The sequence below is a fragment of the Orlajensenia leifsoniae genome (assembly GCF_004570845.1).
Lineage (GTDB): Bacteria > Actinomycetota > Actinomycetes > Actinomycetales > Microbacteriaceae > Orlajensenia > Orlajensenia leifsoniae.
This window is the reverse complement of sequence record NZ_SPQZ01000002.1, coordinates 1-22,718: the sequence shown is the minus strand read 5'-3', so window position 1 is coordinate 22,718 and position 22,718 is coordinate 1. Positions and strand designations below refer to the sequence as shown.

Here is a 22,718-nt window from a genome sequence, read left to right as displayed (position 1 = left end):
GCGAACGGATGCCGCCCTCTGATCGCGCCGCCTCCGTTCACAGGATCACGGCGAGGATGACCCCCTCCGAGCACTCAGCTGCGTCCTCATCCTGCGAACACGGCGGCGGAGGCGACCGGCGGCAGCACGAGGGCAGTCTCAGAGCAGGAAGATCGGCAGCGCTCCGGGGTTGTGCGCGTGCACGATGACGAGGAAGACCACCAGGTCGAAGAGCAGGTGCACGGTGATCACGTAGCCGAGAGAGCGCGTGAGGGAGAAGGTGTAGCCCTGCAGCAGCGCGAACGGGAAGGTGAGCAGCGGACCCCAGCTCTGGTAGCCGAGCTCCCACAGGAACGAGACGAAGATGACGGCCTGCAGGAGGTTCGCCTGCCAGTTCGGGAAATGCCGTCGCAGCAGCGTGTAGACCACGCAAATGAAGAACAGCTCGTCCCAGATGCCGACGGCGTTCACACCGACGAGGAGTCGAGCGATCGCATCCGGTTCCGTGACGGTCGGCCAGTTCGTGTAGACGCCCGAGGTGATGAAGTAGAACGGGAGGATGGTCCAGCCGAGCACCAGCACGAGCACCAGGTAGAACCACTGCGCGCGGGTCCAGCGGCCACCCCCGCGCCACGGGAACCTGATGGCGTACTCGCGGTAGACGTAGCGCGACACCAGGTAGGGCACGGCGACGGCGAGGGCGAGCACAGTGCCCATCCGCACCATGTTGACGTAGCTGATGTCGGCCGCCAGCGAGATCGTCGAGATGATCACGAGCCCCGCGGCGATGAGGGTGAGGTCGCGCAGCAGCGCCCGATCGACGATGGCGGCGATCACGAGGCCCACCGCGAGCAGCGCGTAGCCGATCCACACGATCTGCACGCCGAAGAGCATGACCGCCGCGGCGCACACGAACAGCGTCGGCACCAGCTTCCACGACAGGCGTGGCAGAGCGGGTGCGTCGGCGGTGCTGGCGGCGAGGCTCGGCATGGGGAGAGTCTACGAAACGCGGCGCGAGACGCATGCCTCTCCCCTGTCCGGGGGTCGGGTTAGGCTCGCAGCATGAACCGGGGGAACGACACACACGACATCCGTTCGCACGCGACGACGGATGCCGAGGGCCGCAGTGCTGTCGGAATCCACGACGGCGCTGACCGAGCCCGTGAGGGCGTTGCCGGCACTCATGCTGGCGCTGCCCGGATCCCGCGGCACCACTCCATCGTTCCGCCGTACCTGCTGGCGGCCATCGCCGCCACAGACGATCCGCGTTTCCAGAACGCCTCCCACGCAGCGAAGGTCTCCCTCGTGCGCGACGGCGTGCGCTTTGACGAGCCGAACCCCCTCACCCGCAACCCGCAGCCGCGCTCCGCCCGGCCGCGATCGGCCACGCCGGGCCTGCCCGAGCGCACCATCGCCGACGCGCAGGGACGCGAGACGCTGCCCGGCGAGGTGGTGCGCCGCGAGGGCGAGCCGCCCACAGACGACGTCAGCGTGAACGAGGCCTACGACGGCCTCGGCGCCACCTTCGAGCTGTTCTGGGACGTCTACAACCGCGACTCGATCGACGGCAAGGGCCTCCCTCTTGACGCCACCGTGCACTACGGCGAGCAGTACGACAACGCGTTCTGGGACGGCGAGCGCATGGTGTTCGGCGACGGAGACGGAGAGGTCTTCACCCGCTTCACCATCGCGATCGACGTGATCGGCCACGAACTCACGCACGGCGTCACGCAGTTCACGGCGAACCTCGTCTACGAGGGCCAGTCCGGGGCCCTCAACGAGTCAGTCAGCGACGTATTCGGCTCGCTCGTGGCGCAGTTCGCCAAGCGCCAGACCGCCGATCAGGCGAGCTGGCTCATCGGCGAGGGGCTCTTCACCGACGAGGTGCAGGGCATCGCGTTGCGCTCCCTGAAGGCTCCGGGAACGGCATACGACGACGACGTGCTCGGCAAGGACCCGCAGCCCGCCCACATGCGCGACTACGACGACACCACCGCAGACAGCGGCGGGGTGCACATCAACTCCGGCATTCCCAATCACGCGTTCTACCTCGTGGCCACGGCCATCGGGGGCGCAGCCTGGGAGAAGGCGGGCCAGATCTGGTATGACGCCCTCACCGGCGACGACCTCGCCGCCCGTGCCGACTTCTCCCGCTTCGCGAAGGTGACGACGGATGCCGCAGCCCGGCGCTACGGCGACGACGCCGCCGAGACCGACGCCGTGCGTGCAGCCTGGCTCGCTGTGGGTGTGGTGGCCGACGAGTAGGTCGCTCCCCTGAGGCGCTCCAGGCGGTCGCTCCGGGCGGTCGCTTCGCTCGGCCCTCAGCGAGCGGGATGGGGGCGCTTCCTGTGGTCGCTCCGCTGGGCCCTCAGCGAGCGGGACCGGAGTAGCATCACCACCATGCTCGTGATCGTCACCCGATCCGGCGGCTTCGGCGGCCTCCGCCGAACGTGGAGCGTGCTCGTCGATGAGCAGCCCGATGCCGCCGCCTGGCTCGTGCTGCTCGCAGAACTCCCGTGGGACGACGTGCCGCCCCAGCCGCCGCAGCCCGACCGCTTCGTCTACGTCATCCGCTACGAGCGACAGTCGGGCGCTCCCGCCGACCTCGACCACACCCACGCGCACGCGCCGACCGACAGGCCCGACCCGCCCGAGCGCGAGGCCACGCTGGCCGAGCAGCAGCTGCAGGGCCCGTGGCGAGAACTCGTCGACAGGGTGCGAACGGCGGATTCCACCACCGGACCCGACCCGCGCCCGACGCCCGACCCGCGCCCGACGCCCGACCCGCGCCCGACGCCCGACTCGCGCGCCGCCCACTGACGCATCCGGGCCGGCGAGTCAAGCCTCGGCATCGGTTCGTTCCGTGGGGATAGCCTGATGGCGGACGTCACGGTGATGGCGGCCGGTGAGGGGATCGCAGCATGCCGAGGCCGCCGCGTTCGCGCATCCGACGCGCGCAACCGCGGCTGACACGCACGACGACCTTCACCGATGACGGCCTCACGCTCATCGTCAAGGAGTCCGTCGCGGTCTCCGGGCGCCCGTTCGTGCTCGTGCCCGGCATCGGCGTCGCCTCGCGCTACTTCGGTCCGCTCGCGACGGCGCTGCTCACCCGCGGGCCCGTGTTCGTGCTGGAACTGCCCGGCATGGGCGATGCTCCCGAGCCACGCGACCCGCTGCCGATGGAACGCTACGGCTCCCTCGTCGCCCGGTGGATGGACGCATCCGGCATCACCGATGCCGTGCTCGTCGGCCACTCGATGGGCACGCAGGTCGTCGTCGAGGCCGCCCTGCAGCATCCTGCGGCGGTGGGCCATGCCGTGCTCATCGGCACCGTGACCGACGTCGCCGAGCAGACGCTGCCGCGGCAGATGCTCAGGCTCGCCCAGGACACCCTGCGCGAACGCCCCGACGTGAACTGGATCGTCGCCACCGACTACCTCAAGTGCGGGCCGCGCTGGATGCTCAAGCAGGCGCCGGTGATGGTCGCCTACCCGATGCTGGAGCGCGCGGCCGAGCTGCGGATGCCGGTGCTCGCGATGCGCGGCGAGCACGACCCCATCTGCTCCGAGGCCTGGAACCGCAGCCTCGCCGAGGCGATCCCCGTCGCCGCCCACCACACGCTCACGGGCCGGGCGCACGTGGGCATGTACGTCGACGCGGCCACGCCGGCAGCGCTCATCGTGCAGTTCGCTGGAATCGCGCGCGGGGTCGATGACACCCGGGAGGCGGGCTCCGACGGAGGCGCCGTGCTCGAGAGCCAGGCCGAGGCCTGATGAATCCGCTCAAGCTGCTCTCCGACCTCGTGCACGACTACGCCTACGTGGCGCGGAGGCAGTACGACGTGCTGCGGTCGGGCGCGAAGCCGGCGACCTACCTCGCCGGCACGAAGCGACCGGTGGTGATCCTGCCCGGCATCTACGAGGACTGGCGCTTCATGCTGCCGTTGGTCGAGCGCCTCTCCGCCAGTGGGCACCCGGTGCACGTCGTGCCCGAGCTGCGCCACAACCGTGACGTCATCACGGACTCCGCCGTGCTCGTGGCCGGGATGCTCGAGCAGCGCGACCTGCGCGACGTCGTGATCGTGGCGCACAGCAAGGGCGGCCTGATCGGCAAGCAGGTGCTCATCGATGACGCAGCCGCCCAGGCCACCGGAGGGCCCGTTCGGGTCGCCCACCTGGTGGCGATCAACACGCCGTTCGCGGGTTCGGCCTATGCGCGTTACGCGATCCGGCGGGAGTTGCGGGAGTTCTCCCCGACGGATGCGCTTCTGAAGCGCTTCGCGACGATCCTCGACATCAACGAGCGCATCACCTCGATCTTCAGCACGGTCGACCCCGTCGTGCCCGACGGGAGCCTGCTCCCAGGCGCGTATCGGAACATCCGGATGCCGTTCCTCGGGCACTTCCGCATCCTCGCGGATGTGCGCGTGCTGGCGATCGTCGACGCGATCGCCGAGGCGCCGCCGGCAGTTCCTTCGCCCCGAGCTCGCTGAGGGCCGAGCGGAGCGACCGCCCGAAGCGCGCCGAGCGCTTCAACCGGCTGAAGGCGCTTCGGCCGCGGACTGCGTCCGGGCCTCAGCGAGCAGGAAACGCGAACGGCCCGCCTCCCCTGAGGAGACGGGCCGTCGCTCGTGCAGGGGTCGGACTAGCTGACGCCCTTGAGATCGATGATGAAGACGAGGGTCTTGCCCGAGAGCTGGTGTCCTCCGCCTGCGGGTCCGTAGGCCTGGTGCGGCGGCACGACGAGCTTGCGGCGTCCGCCGACCTTCATGCCGGGGATGCCCTCCTGCCAACCCGCGATGAGGCGGTTGAGCGGGAAGTTGATGGACTCGCCGCGGCTCCACGACGAGTCGAACTCGTCGCCCGACTCGTACTCCACGCCGAGGTAGTGCACGTCGACGGTCGATGAGGCCTGGGCCTCGGCGCCGTCTCCGACGACGATGTCCTCGATGACGAGGGTCTCGGGCGCCGGGCCCTCCGGGAAGTCGACTTCTGGCTTGCTGTTCAGATCGGTCATGACTCCATCCAACCCGATCCGTTCACCGATTGCACGCCGATTTCCCTTGCGGCGAACGCCTCGGCGAGGCATGCTGGATGTAGGCCAATCTCGTCGGCCGGTCGAGTCGCAGGCACTGCCGCACCACCGGACGACGAGATTTTCTCGTGTGCGGGCACGTGTCGGATCAGTCGGCGAAGACTTTGCCCGGGTTGAGGATGCCCTGCGGGTCGAAGACGCGCTTGAGGTCGCGTTGCAGCGCATACGAGTCGTCGCCCAGTTCTTCGGCGAGCCAGCGGCGCTTCAGCAGGCCGACGCCGTGCTCCCCGGTGAGGGTGCCTCCGAGCGCCAGAGCGGCGCGGAAGAGCTCGTCGGCGGCCTGCCAGACGGCATCCGGAACCGAGTCTCCGGTGTAGATGAAGTTGGGGTGAAGATTGCCGTCGCCTGCGTGCGCGACGGTCGGGATGGCGAGTCCGTGGCGCCGGCCGATCTCGGCGATGGCCACGAACATCTCGGCCATGCTCGACCGCGGCACCGACACGTCCTCGATGAGCACTTCGCCACCGGCCGCCACAGAGGCATGGAACGCGCGACGGATGGCCAGGAGTCGCTCCCCTGCCGCGGCATCGGCGGCGAGCTGGGCTGCTCCCCCGCAGCCCGCGAGCACCGGGAGTGCGGCCTGCGCCTCGGCGCCGGCTGCCGGGCCGTCGAACTGCACGAGCAGGAAGGCCGGGGCTGCGGCATCCGTGGCGCCTCCGGTCGCACCCTCGAGAGGGGTGCCGATGAAGGCATCCGCCCCGAGATGAGAGCGAATGAACGCCAGGGCGACGGGATCGATGAGCTCCATGACGGCGGGGCGGAGCCTGGCTGCGGTGACGGATGCCGCTCCAGCAGCCGCAGTCGCCACGTCGGCGAAGAACACCCCGAGTGTGACGGGCGCCCCATCGGGCAGCGGACGCAGGCGCACCGTCGCCTCGACGATGACGCCGAGAGTGCCCTCCGATCCGGTGAAGAGCGCCGTGAGGTCGTAGCCGGTCACGCCCTTGACGGTGCGGTGGCCCGTGCGGATGAGCCTGCCATCGGCGAGCACCACCGCGAGTCCGAGGACGGCCTCGCGCGTGACGCCGTACTTGGCGCAGAGCAGACCGCCGGCGTTGGTGGCGATGTTGCCGCCGATCGAGGAGATGGCCTTCGACGCCGGATCAGGTGCGAACCAGAGGCCGAGCGGCTGCACCGCGGCGTTGAGGGCATCGTTGAGGACGCCGGGCTCGACGACGGCGAGTTCGTTCTCAGCGTCGATCTCGAGGATGCGGTCCATGCGCGAGACGTCGAGCACGATCGACCCGGCGCTGCCGATGGCCCCGCCGGCCAGGCCGGTTCCGGCGCCGCGGGGCACGACCGGGATCGCGTGCTGGCTCGCGAAGCGCAGAGTGGTCTGAACGTCGTAGACGGATGCCGCGAAGACCACGGCGAGCGCCGTCTCCGCGGCGACGAAGCCCGACCTGTCGGCACGCGCTGCATCGAGCGTTGCGGCATCCGTCACCACGGTGCCGTTGCCGTCAGTGTCTCCGAGGGCGGCGCGCAACTGGTCGATGGTGGACATGCGATCAGCCTAGGACGGAGGTGGGCACCGGATGCCGCGGCTCAGGGCCGCGCTGAGGCCTTCGCCTTCTGGACCTTCTTCTGCTGCTTCCGGGCCTGCTTCTCGGCCTTCTTCTGCTCCTTGGTCGGCTTGGGTTCCGCAGCCTTGCGTGCGGCCTCCCTGGCCACCGCGAGCTCGGTCGCCGCAGCGTCGACGGCGTTCTCGGCGCGCTGCACCCGCCGGGTCTCGAAGGTGCTCGCGCCGAAGCGCACGCGCACGCGGTTCTGCTTCTCCTCGACGCCCGTGACGATGTAGGCGCCGGCGATGAGGATGACCTGGCTCGAGAGGTTGAGCCAGAGCAGCAGGGCGATGATCGACCCGAAGGAGGCCAGCAGCGGATTGCTGGTCGCCCCGCCGACGAACAGGCTCGACAGCACCTGCAGCACGGTGAGGCCGATGCCACCGAGGACGGCTCCGGTCCAGAGGGAGCGGGCGTCGGGGCGCAGGCCCGACAGCAAGCGGAACATGACGGCCACGACGAGGGTATCGATCGCGAAGATCACGAGGATGCTGACACCGCGGCTCGAGGCGTCCAGGAGCCAGGACGACCCGGCCCAGGAGAAGACGGAGTCGAGGGCGGCCGTGCTGAAGTAGGTGACGGCGGCCGCGGCCAACAGGGCGGCGCCGAAGCCGATGGCGAGGCCGAGGTTGCGCAGGATGATCCAGAGGAAGAACGTCGTCTCGTTCGGCTGGTCGGCGATGTTGCGGAACGCCGTCTGCAGGGATCCGATCGCTCCGATGGCGGTTCCGATCAGACCGACGAGAGCCAGGATGCCGGCGATGCCGAGCGTGAGCGGCTGCACCAGATCGGCGGGGTCGATGAGGTTGCCCTCCCCGATGAGACCCGGAATGGTGCTGTTCACGGCATCGATCAGCGCCTGCATGGCCTGCTCGTTGCCGGCCAGCCAGATCCCGGCGATGGCGAAGCCGAGGAAGACGCCCGCGAACACGGAGAACAGCACGCGGTAGGTCACGCTGTCGGCCAGCATCGGGCCGTGGTGCTCCTGGTACAGCAGGATGGCGCGCACGGGCTTCGTGCCGAGTGCCCAGGCCGTGGCCTTCTTCACGAATCCGTCGTCGCTCATGGTTCTCAGGCTAGCGACGGGGGAAAATGGGCGCTGCCCCTTGACGGCGGTGGCCGGTCCGAGCAGCGAGGCACCCAGCACGACCAGCGCTGCACCCATGTCCGAAAACCGCTGACAGATGACGCCCGGGCGTGCGACGCTGGATGCATGAACGCACCATCCGCCCCCGTCGACACGCAGTTCGAGGAGCGCTACCGGGCCATGAGCTCTCGGGACGCGCGCTTCGACGGGCAGTTCATCACCGGCGTGCACTCGACGGGCATCTACTGCCGCCCGAGCTGCCCGGCGATGACGCCGCAGCGTAAGAACGTGTCGTTCTTCCTCACCGCGGCCGCCGCGCACGAGGCCGGACTGCGAGCCTGCAAGCGCTGCCTGCCCGACGCCGTGCCGGGCTCGCCGGAGTGGAACATCCGCGAGGACCTCGCCGCGAGGGCCATGCGCCTGATCGCCGACGGCGTCGTCGAGCGCGACGGCGTTCCGGGGCTCGCCGCCCACCTCGGCTACACGCCGCGGCACCTCACCCGGGTTCTGCAGGCCGAGCTCGGCGCAGGTCCCCTGGCGCTCGCTCGCGCCCACCGGGCGCAGTCCGCGCGCATCCTGCTGACCAGCACCGACCTGCCCATCGCCGACGTGGCGTTCGCGGCCGGCTTCGGCAGCATCCGTCAGTTCAACGACACCATCACCGCGGTCTACGAACTCACGCCGAGCGAACTGCGGGCCCGGGCTCGGCGCCTCCCGGCGCGGCCCGGGGCCGGACTCGGCGCGTCGTCGGCGGGCGTGCCGGGCTCGACGGCCGTCAGCCTGCGGCTCCCCGCCCGAGCCCCCTTCGACGGCGCCGGCGTGCTCGGCTTCCTCGGGGTGCGGGCCATCACGGGCGTCGAGACCTGGGACGGCAAGACGTACGCCCGCGCCATCCGTCTTCCCCACGGCATCGCGACGGTGGCGCTGCGCGTCGACTCCGACGCGACGACCCCCGCCATCATCTGCGACGCCACGGTGGCATCGCTCGCCGACCTCATGCCGCTCGTCGGTCGCGTTCGCCGGCTGCTCGACGCGGATGCCGACGCCGAGGCCATCGACTCCGCGCTCGCCGCCGACCCCGCACTCGCCGCATCCGTGGCCGCTGTGCCCGGCATCCGCGTGCCCGGCACCATCGATCCCCAGGAGACGCTGTTCCGCACGATCATCGGCCAGCAGGTCTCGGTGGCCTCGGCGCGCACCAGCCTCGGGCACCTCGCGGAGGCTCTCGGGGAGCGCACCCCCGACGGCGCGTGGATCCTGTTCCCGACGGCCGAGCAGATCGCCGCGCGCGGCATCGAGGTGCTGCGCGGACCCACACGCCGTATCGCCACCATCCTCGACGTGGCGCAGCGGCTGGGCGACGGATCGCTGAGCATCGACGTCTCCGACACCCGCGATGAGTTGACCGCCGCCCTCACCGCGATCCCGGGTATCGGTCCCTGGTCGGCGGGCTACCTGTCGATGCGGGTCCTCGGGAGTCCCGACGTGCTGCTCACCAGCGACCTCGCCCTGCGCCAGGGTGCAGCGCGGCTCGGACTGCCCACGGACGAGAAGGCACTTCGGGCGCGCGGAGCCGTCTGGGCACCGTGGAGCAGCTACGCGAGCATGCATCTGTGGCGTGCTGCTTCAGGCTGATCGGGCCCGCGGGAGACGCACCCGCGCCCGAGCCCTCGTCGGCCCGGATAGCCTAGAGAGGTGAAGTTCGCGCATCTCAGGGTGGAGGGCGAGTCGGTCAACCGGCTCGCCGTTGTCGTCGACGATGGGGCGCTGTTCCTCGATGAGGTGATGGACGAGGCTCCGACCGACCTGCAGGACCTCATCGAGCGCGGCGACGCCGGCCTCGCCCACGTGCGTGCCGTCGTCTCCAACGCACTGGCGAACCGCACCAGCATGACGCCGGTGAGCGGCCTTCGGCACGCCTCCGCCGTGCTGCGTCCGCCGCACGTGCTCGCCATCGGCGCCAACTACGCCGCCCACGCCTCCGAGCTGAAGTTGCGCTCGGAGACCGCGATGACGGTCTTCGCGCTCTGGCCGAACTCGCTCACGGGTCACGAGAACACCACGACCTGGCCCGAGGAGATCAGCGACCAGGTCGACTACGAGGCCGAACTCGGCGTGATCATCGGCAAGCCGGCGAAGAACGTCTCCGTGCGCGACGCCCTCGACCACGTCTGGGGCTACACGGTGGTCAACGACATCACGGCCCGCAACATCCAGTTCAGCGAGGCGCAGTGGAGCCGGTGCAAGTCGTTCGACGGCTTCACCCCCACCGGCCCCGTCGTTGTGACAGCCGACGAGATCCCCGACCCTCAGGATGTCTGGCTCACCACCAACCTCGACGGCCGCATCCTGCAGGATGCCTCGAGCAGCGAGATGGTGCGCAGCGTCGCCGAGATCATCAGCTACCTGTCGACGTCGGCCACCCTCCCGGCCGGAACCCTCATCTCCACCGGCAGCCCCGGCGGCGCCGGCTACTCGCGGAAGCCTCCGGTGTTCATGCGCGACGGCTCTGCGGTCACAGTCTCCATCGGCGGGATCGGGTCGCTGACGACGTTCTGTCGGGTGGTGTAGCTCCCGCTCGCTGAGGCCCGCGCGCAGCGCGCGGTCGAAGCGCACGCGTTCGAGCGCTTCGACCGCGGACTCCGTCCGGGCCTCAGCGAGCGGGTAGGAACCAGCGCTTCGGCGCGCTCGCTTCGCTCCCGTGCCTCTGCGGGCGGGGATCAGCGAGCGGGTGTCACTCCGAGGGCTCGCCCCTGCGCTCGTGCGCCTGCACCGCCGTGGTGACGTGCTCGAGGCCGAGCAGACGCTCGGGAGCGAGGTGCGCGAGCACCTCCTCGCGTGACATGAGCCCGGCCTCCACGACCAGGTCGGCGACGGGCCGGCCCGTCAGCAGGGCCTGCTTCGCCAGGATCGCCGCCTCGCTGTAGCCGATGATCGGGATGAGGGCCGTGATGACGCCGACGCTCGACGCCACCATCGCCTCGAGGCGGTCGGTGTTGGCCGTGATGCCGTCGATGCAGTTCACCCGCAGGGTCCAGCAGGCCTGGGTCATCCAGGCGAGGCTCTGCAGCAGCGAGTGCGCGATGACGGGCTCGAAGGCGTTCAGCTGCAGCTGCCCTGCCTCGGCCGCCATGGTGACGGTGACGTCGGCCCCGGCGATGGCGTAGGCGACCTGGCTCACGGCCTCGGGGATGACGGGGTTGACCTTGCCCGGCATGATCGACGACCCCGCCTGCTTGGCGGGCAGGTTGATCTCGCCGAAGCCCGCCTGCGGGCCCGAGGACAGCAGTCGCAGGTCGTTGCAGATCTTCGAGAGCTTGATGGCGCTGCGCTTGAGCGATCCACTGAACGACATGAAGGCGCCGGCGTCGCTCGTCGACTCGATGAGGTCGGGTGCCCCCTCGAGCTGCAACCCGGTGATCTCGTTGAGGTGACGGATGGCGGCAGCCGCGTAACCGGGATCCGCGGTGATGCCGGTGCCGATCGCCGTGGCGCCGATGTTGACCTCGGCGAGCAGCCACGTGGTCTCGGTGAGGCGGTCGTAGTCCTCGCCCAGGGTGGTGGCGTAGCCGTGGAACTCCTGGCCCAGGGTCATGGGGACGGCATCCTGCAACTGCGTTCGTCCGACCTTGAGCACGCTGGCGAACTCCTCGCCCTTGGCGGCGAAGGATTCGCGCAGCAGCGCGAGCTCGGCGAGCAGGTGCTTGAGCGAGAACGCGAGCGCGATCTTGAGTGCGGTCGGGTAGGTGTCGTTGGTCGACTGGCTGCGGTTGACGTCGTCGATGGGGTGCAGGATGTCGTAGCGCCCCTTCTCGTAACCCGCGAGTTCGAGAGCGAGGTTGGTGATGACCTCGTTGGCGTTCATGTTCGTCGAGGTTCCGGCGCCGCCCTGGATCACTCCGACGACGAACTGGTCCTGGCGGGCTCCGTTGATGATGCGCTGGCAGGCTGCGTCGATCCAGCGTGCCTTCTCGGCGCTGATGACGCCCACCTCGAGATTCGCGCGCGCTGCCGCCTGCTTGACGCTGGCGAGGGCCACCACGAAGTCGGGGTAGACCGAGATGGGACGCTTGGCGATCGGGAAGTTGTCGAGGGCACGCTTGGTGTGGATGCCCCAGTACGCGTCATCGGGCACCTCGACGGTGCCGAGCGAGTCGCTCTCGATGCGGAATCCGGGGGTCGCAGTCCGTACTGCTGCCGGCGTGGGCGGCTTCGCCATCATCGCCTCCTCACTCGGTCGCTTCGACGGGATGGTGGACGCACTGCTGGTCACAAAGGGCTCCGTTGCCTGCTGGTGCCGAGCGCCCTGGAGCGCTCGATCGGTGGATCTCGAGGCATCGTCGCCTCTCCTCCAGCCTACCCGTCGGCGCGCGCAGGAGTCTTCAGACGTCGAGACCACAGACGCAGGAAAACGCCGCCAGATCGACGATTCGGAACGGATTCCGTCGTCGACCTGCGCGGCGTCTGCTGAAGTCGTCAGCGCGCTCGACGTCAGTTGCCGATGAAGGCGAACGGCAGGAGCGCCAGGCCGAAGACCAGGGCGATGACGGTGAACACGACCACGCCGGCGAGCATGAGGCCGTTGAGCACGATGCCCCAGATGGCGAGAGTGCGACCGGCGGGCTCACGGCGGAGGGCCATCACGCCGAGCACGAGGCCGGCGACGGGGGCGACGAGGGTCCACCCGGCGGCGATCGAGACGATGCCGATCACGAGGCTCGAGATGCTGAGGCCGCGCGCGGCCTCGACCGCGAGAGCGGTGGGAGCGAGAGGGGCTGTGGTGGACATGGGTGGGTGACTCCTTCTGATGTTGGACCCTGTCGGGCCTGTCGCGACCCGACCGGGGCGACTCCTCAACGCTACGAAGCAGAACGGATGCGCCCCATCCGGTTAACCCCCGGACATGATGGTGGGGTCCCTGCCGAAGCAGGGACCCCACCATGCGGCATGACGCGCCTAGCGCGGCTCGTCGACCCCGTCGGCGGCCAGCAGGTCCTTCTCGACGTCGCCGCCGTACCCCTCGGACTGCGGATCGCCGTGCAGGCCGCCCGAGACCGCGTACTCCTCCTCCGGAGAGAGGATGAGCCTGTGCCGGCCCCAGAAGGCGAAGCCGAGCAGGATGAGCACGTAGACCACCACGATCGCGATGATGGCCGGCTGGAACGTCGGGTTGATGATGAATCCGACGAACACGAGCGCCGCGATGACACCGGCGATGATGGCGCCCGGGAGGCCCCACGGGCTCACGTAGGGCCGCTTGGCGTTCGGGTACCTCCTGCGGAGGATCACGAAGGAGATCATCTGCAGCAGGTAGGCGAGCACAGCGCCCCAGACGGCGATGTTGAGGATGATCGCACCGGCGACGGCACCGACGCCTTCTGCATCGAGCCTGCTCAGGATGTCGAGCACGATGAGGGCGATGAACCCGATCACGGCGCCGACCACGAGGGCGACACCGGGCGTCTCGCGCTTGCCCGTCAGCGACAGGAACTTCGGGTAGTAGCCAGCCCGCGACAGCGAGTACATGTTGCGGCCATAGGCGAACATGATGCCCTGCAGCGACGCGAGCAGTCCGATGAGGGCGAACAGCGCCAGCACGGCGGCCGCTCCGTCACCGACGATCGCGCGGAAGCCGTCGAGCAGGGGCTCGAGCGACACGCCCGTGGCCTCGGCACCGATGACACCCGTGTTGAGGAAGAGCACGAGGAGACCGGTGACGATGAGGGTTCCGCGGGCCCAGAATCCGGCCTTCGGGATGTCCCGCACGGGGTTGTGCGCCTCCTCGGCCGCCAGTGGGAGTTCCTCGATGCCGAGGAAGAACCACATGGCGAACGGCAGGGCGAACAGGATCGGGAGCACGCCGTGCGGCAGGAACTCGGTCTGACCGGCATCCGGAGCGATGTTCCACAGCGAGTCCCAGCTGAAGGCACCCGAGAACAGGGCCATGGCCGAGAACACCAGGAGGATCGCGATCGAGATGATCGAGACCACGATGGCGAACTTGAAGGAGATGGCGGCTCCGGCCGCGTTCAGCGCGATGAAGGCCACGTAGAGGATCACCCACCAGATCCACATGTTCGCCGAGAGATCGAAACCGAGGAGCTCGGTCGTGATGCCGTTGGCGTACTGAGCCGAGAAGAACACGATGACGGCCGTCGTCGCGACGTACTCGATGGTCTCGGCGAGTCCGGTGACCAGGCCACCCCACGGGCCCATCGCCGCACGCGCGAACGAGTAGGCGCCACCGGTGTGCGGCATCGCCGCCGCCATCTCGCCGATCGAGAAGATCATGCCGTAGTACATGACCACGAGGATCACGAAGGCGATCAGCATGCCGCCGAAGCCGGCGAAGTCGATGCCGAAGTTCCAGCCCGAGAAGTCACCCGAGATGACGGCGGCGACGGCGAGGCCCCAGAGTCCCCAGATTCCGGCGGAGCGCTTGAGGCGGCGTTTCTCGAAGTACCCCTCGTCTGCCGAGGCGTACGTCACGCCGGAGACCCGCAGGGTGTCTTTGGCCATCGATGGATCCTTCACGTTCGGGTTGCATCGGCGCCTACCGAGCGCACGGCAACGGGGGTGGAGTGGATGGCCATGACTATAGAGCCGTCATTGGTGCGTTGTACATACCTTTGGGAAAGCGGATGGCACCGGTCTCCGCGCGGATGCCGCGGAACAGCCTCGCCGCAGATGACTGGCTGTGATGTAATGGTCGGAAAGCGCACCATTCGTTCGGCCGCAAGGAGAGTTCCATGACACCGAGGTCCGGAAACCTGACGATCGAGGAGCTCACCGGAGAGGTGGCATCCGGAGCCGTCGACACCGTGATCGTGGCCTTCACCGACATGCAGGGCCGACTCATCGGCAAGCGCGTCTCGGCCCGACTGTTCCTCGAGGACGTCGCCGAGCACGGCGCCGAGTGCTGCAACTACCTGCTCGCCGTCGACGTGGAGATGAACACCGTAGCCGGCTACTCCATGTCGAGCTGGGAGCGCGGCTACGGCGACATGGCGATGATCCCCGACTTCGACACCCTGCGGCGAGCGCCCTGGCTGCCCGGTGCCGTGATCGTCACAGCCGACCTGCAGTGGCTCGACGGCTCCCCCGTCGTCGCCTCGCCCCGCCAGATCCTCCAGGCGCAGTTGGAGCGCCTGGCCGAACGCGGCCTCGTGCCGTTCGTCGGCACCGAGCTCGAGTTCATCGTCTTCGACGACAGCTTCCGCGACGCCTGGAAGAAGGGCTACCGCGACCTCACACCAGCGAGCGACTACAACATCGACTACGCGCTGCTCGCCTCGACGCGCATGGAGCCGCTGCTGCGCGACATCCGCAACTCGATGGACGGCGCCGGCATGTACTGCGAGGGCGTGAAGGGCGAGTGCAACCTCGGCCAGCAGGAGATCGCGTTCCGTTACGCGCACGCTCTCGTCACCTGCGACAACCACTCCATCTACAAGAACGGAGCGAAGGAGATCGCCGACGCACACGGCAAGAGCCTGACGTTCATGGCGAAGTTCAACGAGCGGGAGGGCAACAGCTGCCACATCCACATCTCGCTGCGCGACGACGACGGCGGTGCCGTCTTCGCCGACGAGGATGCCGAACACGGCATGTCGACGATGTTCAGGCAGTTCCTCGCCGGCCAGCTCGCGGCGATGCGTGAGCTCACCCTCTTCTTCGCACCCAACATCAACTCCTACAAGCGCTACGTCGACGGCAGCTTCGCCCCGACCGCCGTGGCCTGGGGACTCGACAACCGCACCTGCTCGCTGCGCGTCGTGGGGCACGGCCTCGGCATGCGCGTCGAGAACCGCGTGCCCGGCGGAGACGTCAACCAGTACCTGGCCGTAGCCGCCCTCATCGCCGCCGGCCTGCACGGCATCGAGAACGAGCTGGAGCTCGAGGATGCAGCCGTCGGCAACGCCTACACGGGAGGGACCGACAGGGTGCCGACCACGCTGCGCGAGGCCGCCGAGCTGTTCGAGGGCTCCGCCATCGCCCGCGCGGCCTTCGGCGACGAGGTGGTCGAGCACTACCTCAACAACGCCCGCGTCGAACTGGCCGCCTTCGACGCGGCCGTGACGGATTGGGAGCGGGTCCGTGGCTTCGAACGACTCTGAGAGCGCGGGCGACGCCGCCGCTCCCGCGCCAGTGGCGACTCCGGTCATCGGGATCACCACGTACCTCGAGCAGGCGCAGACCGGTGTCTGGGACGTGCGTGCGGCCTTCCTCCCCAAGGTCTACATCGATGCGGTGACGGATGCCGGAGGCATCGCCGTGCTGCTCCCCCCTCAACCCGTCTCGCCCTCGACGGCGCGCGCCGTGCTCGGCGGCCTCGACGGCCTGATCATCGCCGGCGGTGCCGACGTCGACCCCGCGCGCTACGGCCAGCAGCCGCACGAGCGCACCGGCGTGCCGCGCATCGACCGCGACACCTGGGAGAACGCCCTCCTGCTCGCTGCGATCGAGAGCGAGCTGCCGTTCCTCGGCATCTGTCGCGGCGCCCAGATGCTCAACGCCAGCCTCGGCGGCACACTCGTGCAGCACCTGCCCGACGTGATCGGCAGCGAGAAGTACCAGCCGGCTCCGGCGGAGTTCGGTTCCATCGAGGTGGCCACGGTCGCCGGGTCGAGAGTCGCGGCTCTCGTCGGCGAGCGGCATCCGGCCCACGTCTACCACCACCAAGCGATCGACGTCGTGGCCGACGGTCTCGTCGTCACAGCGCGCAGCGAGGACGGCGTGATCGAGGCCGTCGAACTGACGACCGTTCCGTTCGGGGTCGCCGTGCAGTGGCATCCGGAGGAGAACAGCGAGGACCGTCGGCTGTTCGCAGGCCTCGTCGAGGCGGCTCGCGGACGCGTCAGGGTCCCCGAGCGCGAGACCAGCAGCGGCATCGGGCCGACCACCAGCACCCAGGAGCACGCATGAACTCCACGCTCATCAACCCCGCCGACGAGAGCGTCATCACGACCATCGAGCACGCGAGCAGCGAGGACGTCGACGCCGCCGTCGTTCGCGCGGCGGCAGCTCAACGCGAGTGGGCATCACGCGCGCCGGCCGACCGGGCGGCGGCACTCCGCGGCTTCGCCGAGGCCGTCGACGGCGACCTCGAGACCCTGGCACAGCTCGAGGTGCGCAACTCCGGCCACCCGATCGGCCAGGCGAGGTGGGAGGCCGGGCACGTGCGCGATGTGCTCGAGTACTACTCCGCCTCCCCCGAGCGCCTGTTCGGCCGGCAGATCCCCGTGGCCGGGGGCATCGACATGACCTTCAACGAGCCCCTGGGCGTCGTGGGCGTCATCACGCCGTGGAACTTCCCGATGACCATCGCCGCCTGGGGCTTCGCACCGGCCCTCGCTGCCGGCAATGCCGTGCTGGTGAAGCCCGCGGAGTGGACCCCGCTGACCAGCATCCGTCTGGGAGAGCTGGCCGTGGAGTCTGGACTGCCCGACGGCCTGTTCCAGGTGCTTCCCGGCCGCGGATCGGTCGTCGGCGAGCGCTTCGTGACTCATCCGGCGGTGCGCAAGGTGGTCTTCACAGGGTCCACCGTCGTGGGCAAGCAGATCATGGCCGGATGCGCAGACCAGGTGAAGCGGGTCACCCTCGAGCTCGGCGGCAAGAGTGCGAACATCGTGTTCGCCGACGCCGACATCGAGAAGGCCGCGGCCACGGCACCGTACGGGGTGTTCGAGAACGCCGGGCAGGACTGCTGTGCACGCAGCCGCATCCTGGTGCAGCGCACTGTGTACGACCGCTTCATGGAGCTGCTCGAGACGGCCGTGCAGGGAGTCGTCGTCGGCGACCCGCTGCTGGAGAGCACCGAGATGGGACCGCTGGTCTCGAGGCCGCACTTCGACGCCGTGAGCGCGTACGTTCCGGATGACCGCGACGTGGCCTTCCGCGGATCGGCTCCGGACGGACCCGGCTTCTGGTTCGCGCCGACGGTGCTCACGCCTCCCCGAGGCGACCGCCGGGTGCGCGAGGAGATCTTCGGCCCCGTCGTGACGGTGCTGCCCTTCGACGATGAGGCCGACGCGCTCACGCTCGCGAACGACACCGAGTACGGGCTGTCGGGGTCGATCTGGACCCGCGACGTCGGCCGTGCCCTGCGGGTCTCGCGCGGAGTCGAGTCGGGCAACCTGTCCGTGAACTCGCACTCCTCAGTGCGCTACACGACACCGTTCGGCGGCTTCAAGCAGTCGGGGCTCGGGCGCGAGCTCGGACCCGACGCCCCACTCGCATTCACCGAGACCAAGAACGTCTTCATCGCCGTCGACTAAGGAGCACCCATGGCAGACATCACCCGCATCGACCTCACCCAGCGCCTCGCAGGCAAAGTCGCCGTCGTCACAGGAGGGGCCAGCGGCATCGGCCTCGCCACGGTTCGGCGCTTCGCCGCTGAAGGCGCCCGTGTCGTGATCGGCGACCTTCCGGGCTCGCCGGGCGCCGAGATGGCGGCATCCGTCGACGGCCTCTTCGTTCCGACGGATGTGACCGACGAGGCGCAGGTCGACAACCTGTTCGACACGGCGGCCTCGACCTACGGCTCGGTCGACATCGCGTTCAACAACGCGGGCATCTCACCTCCGGATGACGATTCGATCGAGACCACCGAGCTGCCCGCCTGGCAGAAGGTGCAGGACGTGAACCTCAAGAGCGTCTACCTGTGCTCGCGGGCGGCCCTGCGCCACATGGTGAAGCAGCAGCGCGGATCGATCATCAACACGGCCTCCTTCGTTGCCGTACTCGGCTCGGCCACCTCGCAGATCTCGTACACGGCGTCGAAGGGCGGCGTGCTCGCCATGAGCCGCGAGCTCGGCGTGCAGTTCGCGCGTCAGGGCATCAGGGTGAACGCGCTCTGCCCCGGCCCCGTGAACACGCCGCTGCTGCAGGAGCTGTTCGCGAAGGACCCCGAGCGTGCCCAGCGCCGGCTCGTGCACATCCCGGTCGGGCGCTTCGCCGAGCCCGAGGAGCTCGCCGCCGCCGTCGCCTTCCTCGCCAGCGACGACTCGTCGTTCATCACGGGGTCGACGTTCCTCGTCGACGGCGGCATCAGCTCGGCGTACGTCACGCCGCTCTGAGGGGCGATCTAGGCTGGAACGATGACCGACACGGGGGGAACGGATGCGGCCGGCGATCTGAGCGCCGACCTTCTGCTGCGCCCCGGCAAGGTCGTCAACGCCTTCGAGGAGACCGTGCAGCGGTTGCTGCAGACTATCAGGCTCGGGCTCATCGGTCCGGGAGGCCGGCTGCCGGCCGAACGCGAACTCGCCTCGATGCTGTCGGTGAGCCGCGACACCCTGCGCGATGCGATCGGAGCCCTCGCCGATGCCGGCTACGTGGTGTCCCGGCGCGGTCGCTACGGCGGCACCTTCGTCGTTGATGAACTGCCGACAGGCACGCCGGTGATGCGGGCGGGTTCGGCCGGCGGTTCCGCCGTGCTCGTCGAGCGGCCGGCCGTGACACCGGCTGAGATCGAGGACACCCTCGTGCTGCGGAGCATCCTCGAGGTGGGCGCTGCCCGGCAGGCCGCCACGGGGGAGCTGAGCGGGATCGAGCGCGAGCGGCTGTGGCAGGCACTCGAGGACTGCAGCGCGGGTTCCGCCGAGGACTACCGGCGACTCGACTCGCGGTTGCATCTGCTCATCGCCGAGCTCGTCGGATCCCCCAGCCTCGTGCCGCTCATCGCGGACGTGCGCATGCGCACCAACGAGCTGCTCGACCGCATCCCCCTCATCGCCGCGAACATCGTGCACTCCAACGAGCAGCACGAGGACATCGTGAAGGCCATCCTGCGGGGGCATCCGGATGCCGCGGCACAGGCCATGGAGGAGCACATCGCCGGGTCCGAGGCGCTGCTGCGGGGGTTCCTGGGCTGAACCGGGGATGTCGGTGTCGTGACGCGGCGTCGTGACGCGGCATCCGCTCGCCATCGAGATCCGATGTAAATAATTCTTGACATGCGTCGATTCGAGGCCTAGCTTCTCCATGTAAAGCATTCTTTACATCACCCGAGCATCGGAGCAGCCATGTCCTACGAGCAGAAGGGCGTCTGGGTCTACCTTCTGGTGTCCACCGGGGCCTACCTCGTGTACGTCTGGATCATCCTCAGCCAGGCCGACGGCGCTCCCCTGGTCGACGTCGACTACGTCATGCCGTTCCTGATCTCGCTCGGCATCTCGATCGTCGCAGCCATCGTGGGGCGCATCGTCGTGGAGATTCTGAGCCCGAGCGACAACTACACGAGCGACACCCGCGACCGTCAGATCAACCGCTTCGGCGAGGCCCGAGCCTCGTGGTTCGTGATCGGCGGCTCCCTCGTCGCTCTGCTGCTGGCGCTCCTCGAGCAGCCGTATTTCTGGATCGCCAACGCCATCTACCTCGGGTTCGTGCTCTCGGCGGTGGTCGGATCCGTCGTCAAACTCGTGGCCTATCGCCGCGGGATCGACCCGTCATGGTGAAGCCGACGCGGGTCTCCAACCGCATCCGCGCACTGCGAGCCCAGGCCGGAGAGATGACCCAGGCGCAGCTCGCCGAACGCATCGGGGTGACGCGCCAGACCGTGATCGCCATCGAGCAGGGGCGCTACTCCCCCACGCTCGAGCTGGCGTTCCAGATCGCCGGAGCTCTCGGTGTTCGACTCGACGACGTGTTCAGCTACCCGACCGGAGATGCATCATGAAGCAGGCACGGTACTCCCGCTACGGCGGACCCGACGTCGTCGATGTGACGGATGCCCCGACCCCGGTCGCAGCTCCGGGTGAGGTCGTGATCCGCGTGCGGGCGGCCACCGTGGGCGCCGCTGACGCGGCCGCCCGAGCGGGCTCGCCGGCCTTCGCCCGGCTCTACTTCGGGCTGCGGCATCCGCGGATCCCCGTGCTCGGATCGGACGTCGCGGGCGAGATCGTCTCGGTTGGCGATGCCGGTGGTTCTGCGGGCGGTACCGGGGGCGGTTCCGGGGGCGGTTCCGCGGCCGGCGCCGGCGTCGCTTCCGGTGCGGGCGATGCACGCTTTCGCGTCGGAGACCGGGTCTTCGGCGTGACGGGTTCGACGATGGGCGGGCACGCCACGCACGTCGTCCTGCCCACGGATGCCGCCCTCGCCTTGCAACCGTCCGGGGTCACGGATGCCGAGTCCGCCGCCCTCGTCGACGCCACGGCGTTGGCGTTCCTGCGCGATGCCGGCCGACTCCGCTCGGGCCAGCGTCTCCTCGTGATCGGGGCATCCGGCAGCGTCGGGTCGATGGCGGTACAGCTGGGAGTCCACTTCGGCGCTCACGTCACCGGAGTCTGCAGCGGGCCGAACGTCGAGCTGGTTCGGTCGCTGGGCGCGGAACGCGTGGTCGACTACACGCGCGAGGACTGGTGGGCGGCATCCGTCGGCGACGATCCTCGCCCCGACGCGCGGTACGACGTGATCTTCGACGCCGTCGGAGCGAGTTCGTACCGACGTGCCCGCCCCATGCTCGCCGACGGCGGCGCCTACCTGCGCACAGTCCCCACGCTCGCGATTCTGTTGCAGATGGCTTGGACGTCGCTCACCTCGCGCCTCCATCTCGGACGCACGCGAGCCGCGATCGCCTTCACCGGACTGCGCCCGACGTCCGCGCACGCCCGCGACCTCGCCGTCACCGTCGGGCTCGTCGAGAGCGGCGCGTTGCGAGCCGTCATCGACAGCACCTATCCGCTCGAGCGCATCGCCGACGCCCACCGCCGCGTCGACACCCACCGCAAGCGCGGGGCCGTGATCGTGACGATGGAGTGATCGAACATATATTCGAGAAGTGTCCGAGCGGGTCTCCTCCACAAGTCCGTATTCACGGATATGTTTCGAATACACTTGCGAGGGTTGCTCGGGTTTGAGACAATGGAGTCATGCCCGCACCGGCTCTGTTGCTCACCGATCTGACTGCCTCTCTGGCGTCTTCCGGGGTGTGTGCGGCCACGTTCGCGGCGTTGGCCGATGACGAGTTGCTGTCGACGCAGAGCGCCTTGACGAGCCCTCGGCAGGAGTTGGATCGGTGGGCGGCATTGGCTGCGGCCGAGATCGCCCGCCGCTCCACCCCCGAGCACGGTCTCGGGTCGTTGGCACGCCGGTCGGGGTTCACCGACGCCGACACGCTGTTGGTGTCGATGACCGGGTCGACGAAGGCTGAAGCGCGCTCGTTGGCCAGGGTGGGCGAGATGATCGCGGTGACGGATGCCGCCACCGACCTTGCCGCCGCCCGTGAGGCCGATCCCGATCTCGCCGCCACAGTGCCGCCGGTCGAGGCCCCTTGGTACGCCGCTCTGGCCGCCCTGGTCACCGCGGGGCGGGTCACCGTGGCGGTAGCCGACGTGATCCAGACCGGGCTCGGCGAGATCACTGACGCGGTCACCGCCGACGACCTCGAAGCAGCCCTGGCCGAACTGCTCACCGATCTGTTCGGTGCGGATGGCACCCACAGGGTGCACGTGGCTGAAGCCCGCACCGCTGCCCGCGCAGCTCGCGACCGCATCGACATCTCGGGAGTCGCCGTCCGGGAGAATGCGCTGCGGGAGAAGCAGTACTGGCGGCAGTGGATCGGCCCCGACGGCATGTACCGCGGCGAGTACGCCCTGGACCCCGAGAACGGTGCCCTCCTCCAAGCCGTCCACGACCAGTTGACCCACCCTCGCCGGCAGCCCGACCCGAAGAAGCGCGCCTTCGGTGCTGCACCGGTCCGGGATCCGTTCGTCGACAAGGCGGTCCGGGAACGCGATGCCGCCGAGGGCCTCGTCCACCTCGTCAGGGCCGGCGCATCCGTCGACCCGATGCGCCTCCTCGACACTGAAGCCCCGTCGGTTCGGGTGGTCGTCAACGAACAGGCGCTGCGCACCGGGGACGGGTTCGGTGCCCTCGAGGGCCACCCGGGCGCCGTCTCCCTGGCGAGCGTCGAACGCGGACTGTGCGCCGGCTACCTGCCCGTACTGTTCTCCTCGACCGGGCAACCGTTGAACCTCGGACGCGACGAACGC

General features: G+C 69.2%; 22 protein-coding genes. 15 read left to right on the top strand and 7 right to left on the bottom strand.

From position 1 onward, the window contains the following. Positions 1–138: 138 nt before the first annotated feature. Positions 139–969 (bottom strand): CPBP family intramembrane glutamic endopeptidase, encoded by an 831-nt coding sequence (locus E4M00_RS04110; RefSeq protein ID WP_135119250.1) that lies wholly within the window; start codon positions 967–969, stop codon positions 139–141. A gap of 72 nt (positions 970–1,041) precedes the next feature. Here E4M00_RS04110 and E4M00_RS04105 point away from each other — a divergent pair, with 72 nt between their 5' ends. From E4M00_RS04105 to E4M00_RS04090, 4 genes are all read left to right on the top strand, one after another. Further along, on the top strand, positions 1,042–2,244 hold the full coding sequence (locus tag E4M00_RS04105) for a M4 family metallopeptidase (protein WP_135119249.1): 1,203 nt from the start codon (positions 1,042–1,044) through the stop codon (positions 2,242–2,244). 135 nt (positions 2,245–2,379) lie between these two features. Beyond that, positions 2,380–2,799, top strand: a complete 420-nt coding sequence (locus tag E4M00_RS04100; protein ID WP_135119248.1) for a protealysin inhibitor emfourin — start codon at positions 2,380–2,382, stop codon at positions 2,797–2,799. 101 nt (positions 2,800–2,900) lie between these two features. After that, the gene (locus E4M00_RS04095) at positions 2,901–3,755 is read left to right on the top strand and encodes an alpha/beta fold hydrolase (RefSeq protein ID WP_135119247.1); all 855 of its coding nucleotides are present in this window, start codon (positions 2,901–2,903) and stop codon (positions 3,753–3,755) included. Further along, positions 3,755–4,474, top strand: a complete 720-nt coding sequence (locus E4M00_RS04090) for an esterase/lipase family protein (RefSeq protein WP_240036841.1) — start codon at positions 3,755–3,757, stop codon at positions 4,472–4,474. The genes E4M00_RS04095 and E4M00_RS04090 overlap by 1 nt, the downstream gene beginning before the upstream one ends. 152 nt (positions 4,475–4,626) lie before the next feature. Here the strand turns inward: E4M00_RS04090 and E4M00_RS04085 are convergent, their stop codons facing one another. The 3 genes from E4M00_RS04085 to E4M00_RS04075 all read right to left on the bottom strand — a co-directional run bounded on the left by E4M00_RS04085 (position 4,627) and on the right by E4M00_RS04075 (position 7,704). Then, the gene (locus E4M00_RS04085; RefSeq protein WP_056163979.1) at positions 4,627–4,998 is read right to left on the bottom strand and encodes an FKBP-type peptidyl-prolyl cis-trans isomerase; all 372 of its coding nucleotides are present in this window, start codon (positions 4,996–4,998) and stop codon (positions 4,627–4,629) included. A gap of 166 nt (positions 4,999–5,164) precedes the next feature. After that, positions 5,165–6,580, bottom strand: coding sequence for an FAD-binding oxidoreductase (locus E4M00_RS04080; RefSeq protein WP_135119246.1), 1,416 nt, complete (start codon positions 6,578–6,580; stop codon positions 5,165–5,167). Positions 6,581–6,621: 41 nt separating this feature from the next. After that, the gene (locus E4M00_RS04075; RefSeq protein ID WP_135119245.1) at positions 6,622–7,704 is read right to left on the bottom strand and encodes a YihY/virulence factor BrkB family protein; all 1,083 of its coding nucleotides are present in this window, start codon (positions 7,702–7,704) and stop codon (positions 6,622–6,624) included. A gap of 147 nt (positions 7,705–7,851) precedes the next feature. Here E4M00_RS04075 and E4M00_RS04070 point away from each other — a divergent pair, with 147 nt between their 5' ends. Beyond that, a complete protein-coding gene (locus E4M00_RS04070; RefSeq protein WP_135119244.1) occupies positions 7,852–9,360 on the top strand; it encodes an AlkA N-terminal domain-containing protein in 1,509 nt (502 codons plus the stop codon). A 60-nt stretch (positions 9,361–9,420) separates the two neighbouring features. Further along, positions 9,421–10,296: a fumarylacetoacetate hydrolase family protein gene (locus E4M00_RS04065; RefSeq protein ID WP_135119243.1), complete on the top strand. Its 876-nt coding sequence runs from the start codon at positions 9,421–9,423 to the stop codon at positions 10,294–10,296. Between the two features lie 163 nt (positions 10,297–10,459). On the opposite strand, the gene E4M00_RS04060 is transcribed toward E4M00_RS04065, so the two are convergent. The 3 genes from E4M00_RS04060 to E4M00_RS04050 all read right to left on the bottom strand — a co-directional run bounded on the left by E4M00_RS04060 (position 10,460) and on the right by E4M00_RS04050 (position 14,244). Further along, positions 10,460–11,947 (bottom strand): aspartate ammonia-lyase, encoded by a 1,488-nt coding sequence (locus E4M00_RS04060; RefSeq protein ID WP_135119930.1) that lies wholly within the window; start codon positions 11,945–11,947, stop codon positions 10,460–10,462. Positions 11,948–12,216: 269 nt separating this feature from the next. After that, complete coding sequence (locus tag E4M00_RS04055; protein WP_135119242.1) at positions 12,217–12,513, bottom strand: hypothetical protein; 297 nt, start codon at positions 12,511–12,513, stop codon at positions 12,217–12,219. 168 nt (positions 12,514–12,681) lie between these two features. Then, complete coding sequence (locus E4M00_RS04050; RefSeq protein WP_135119241.1) at positions 12,682–14,244, bottom strand: amino acid permease; 1,563 nt, start codon at positions 14,242–14,244, stop codon at positions 12,682–12,684. 230 nt (positions 14,245–14,474) lie between these two features. Here E4M00_RS04050 and E4M00_RS04045 point away from each other — a divergent pair, with 230 nt between their 5' ends. The 9 genes from E4M00_RS04045 to E4M00_RS04005 all read left to right on the top strand — a co-directional run. Continuing rightward, complete coding sequence (locus tag E4M00_RS04045) at positions 14,475–15,842, top strand: glutamine synthetase family protein (RefSeq protein ID WP_135119240.1); 1,368 nt, start codon at positions 14,475–14,477, stop codon at positions 15,840–15,842. After that, complete coding sequence (locus tag E4M00_RS04040; RefSeq protein ID WP_135119239.1) at positions 15,823–16,650, top strand: gamma-glutamyl-gamma-aminobutyrate hydrolase family protein; 828 nt, start codon at positions 15,823–15,825, stop codon at positions 16,648–16,650. The genes E4M00_RS04045 and E4M00_RS04040 overlap by 20 nt, the downstream gene beginning before the upstream one ends. Further along, the gene (locus E4M00_RS04035; protein ID WP_135119238.1) at positions 16,647–18,002 is read left to right on the top strand and encodes an aldehyde dehydrogenase family protein; all 1,356 of its coding nucleotides are present in this window, start codon (positions 16,647–16,649) and stop codon (positions 18,000–18,002) included. The genes E4M00_RS04040 and E4M00_RS04035 overlap by 4 nt, the downstream gene beginning before the upstream one ends. A 9-nt stretch (positions 18,003–18,011) precedes the next feature. Continuing rightward, positions 18,012–18,803, top strand: a complete 792-nt coding sequence (locus tag E4M00_RS04030) for a 3-oxoacyl-ACP reductase (RefSeq protein ID WP_167756819.1) — start codon at positions 18,012–18,014, stop codon at positions 18,801–18,803. Between the two features lie 21 nt (positions 18,804–18,824). Continuing rightward, positions 18,825–19,601: a FadR/GntR family transcriptional regulator gene (locus tag E4M00_RS04025; RefSeq protein ID WP_135119237.1), complete on the top strand. Its 777-nt coding sequence runs from the start codon at positions 18,825–18,827 to the stop codon at positions 19,599–19,601. Positions 19,602–19,751: 150 nt separating this feature from the next. Next, a complete protein-coding gene (locus E4M00_RS04020) occupies positions 19,752–20,183 on the top strand; it encodes a hypothetical protein (RefSeq protein WP_135119236.1) in 432 nt (143 codons plus the stop codon). Continuing rightward, on the top strand, positions 20,177–20,404 hold the full coding sequence (locus E4M00_RS04015; protein ID WP_056164014.1) for a helix-turn-helix transcriptional regulator: 228 nt from the start codon (positions 20,177–20,179) through the stop codon (positions 20,402–20,404). Before E4M00_RS04020 ends, E4M00_RS04015 begins: the two co-directional genes overlap by 7 nt. Next, positions 20,401–21,486, top strand: coding sequence for an NAD(P)-dependent alcohol dehydrogenase (locus tag E4M00_RS04010; protein WP_135119235.1), 1,086 nt, complete (start codon positions 20,401–20,403; stop codon positions 21,484–21,486). The genes E4M00_RS04015 and E4M00_RS04010 overlap by 4 nt, the downstream gene beginning before the upstream one ends. A gap of 110 nt (positions 21,487–21,596) precedes the next feature. Next, the coding region (locus E4M00_RS04005; RefSeq protein WP_135119234.1) for a DUF222 domain-containing protein at positions 21,597–22,718 on the top strand (1,122 nt) is incomplete at its 3' end.

Bases quoted from the DNA above. Each gene is read 5' to 3' on its own strand.
- E4M00_RS04110 (WP_135119250.1), bottom strand. From the start codon at position 969: ATGCCGAGCCTCGCCGCCAGCACCGCCGACGCACCCGCTCTGCCACGC.
- E4M00_RS04105 (WP_135119249.1), top strand. From the start codon at position 1,042: ATGAACCGGGGGAACGACACACACGACATCCGTTCGCACGCGACGACG.
- E4M00_RS04100 (WP_135119248.1), top strand. From the start codon at position 2,380: ATGCTCGTGATCGTCACCCGATCCGGCGGCTTCGGCGGCCTCCGCCGA.
- E4M00_RS04095 (WP_135119247.1), top strand. From the start codon at position 2,901: ATGCCGAGGCCGCCGCGTTCGCGCATCCGACGCGCGCAACCGCGGCTG.
- E4M00_RS04090 (WP_240036841.1), top strand. From the start codon at position 3,755: ATGAATCCGCTCAAGCTGCTCTCCGACCTCGTGCACGACTACGCCTAC.
- E4M00_RS04085 (WP_056163979.1), bottom strand. From the start codon at position 4,998: ATGACCGATCTGAACAGCAAGCCAGAAGTCGACTTCCCGGAGGGCCCG.
- E4M00_RS04080 (WP_135119246.1), bottom strand. From the start codon at position 6,580: ATGTCCACCATCGACCAGTTGCGCGCCGCCCTCGGAGACACTGACGGC.
- E4M00_RS04075 (WP_135119245.1), bottom strand. From the start codon at position 7,704: ATGAGCGACGACGGATTCGTGAAGAAGGCCACGGCCTGGGCACTCGGC.
- E4M00_RS04070 (WP_135119244.1), top strand. From the start codon at position 7,852: ATGAACGCACCATCCGCCCCCGTCGACACGCAGTTCGAGGAGCGCTAC.
- E4M00_RS04060 (WP_135119930.1), bottom strand. From the start codon at position 11,947: ATGATGGCGAAGCCGCCCACGCCGGCAGCAGTACGGACTGCGACCCCC.
- E4M00_RS04055 (WP_135119242.1), bottom strand. From the start codon at position 12,513: ATGTCCACCACAGCCCCTCTCGCTCCCACCGCTCTCGCGGTCGAGGCC.
- E4M00_RS04050 (WP_135119241.1), bottom strand. From the start codon at position 14,244: ATGGCCAAAGACACCCTGCGGGTCTCCGGCGTGACGTACGCCTCGGCA.
- E4M00_RS04045 (WP_135119240.1), top strand. From the start codon at position 14,475: ATGACACCGAGGTCCGGAAACCTGACGATCGAGGAGCTCACCGGAGAG.
- E4M00_RS04035 (WP_135119238.1), top strand. From the start codon at position 16,647: ATGAACTCCACGCTCATCAACCCCGCCGACGAGAGCGTCATCACGACC.
- E4M00_RS04030 (WP_167756819.1), top strand. From the start codon at position 18,012: ATGGCAGACATCACCCGCATCGACCTCACCCAGCGCCTCGCAGGCAAA.
- E4M00_RS04025 (WP_135119237.1), top strand. From the start codon at position 18,825: ATGACCGACACGGGGGGAACGGATGCGGCCGGCGATCTGAGCGCCGAC.
- E4M00_RS04020 (WP_135119236.1), top strand. From the start codon at position 19,752: ATGTCCTACGAGCAGAAGGGCGTCTGGGTCTACCTTCTGGTGTCCACC.
- E4M00_RS04015 (WP_056164014.1), top strand. From the start codon at position 20,177: ATGGTGAAGCCGACGCGGGTCTCCAACCGCATCCGCGCACTGCGAGCC.
- E4M00_RS04010 (WP_135119235.1), top strand. From the start codon at position 20,401: ATGAAGCAGGCACGGTACTCCCGCTACGGCGGACCCGACGTCGTCGAT.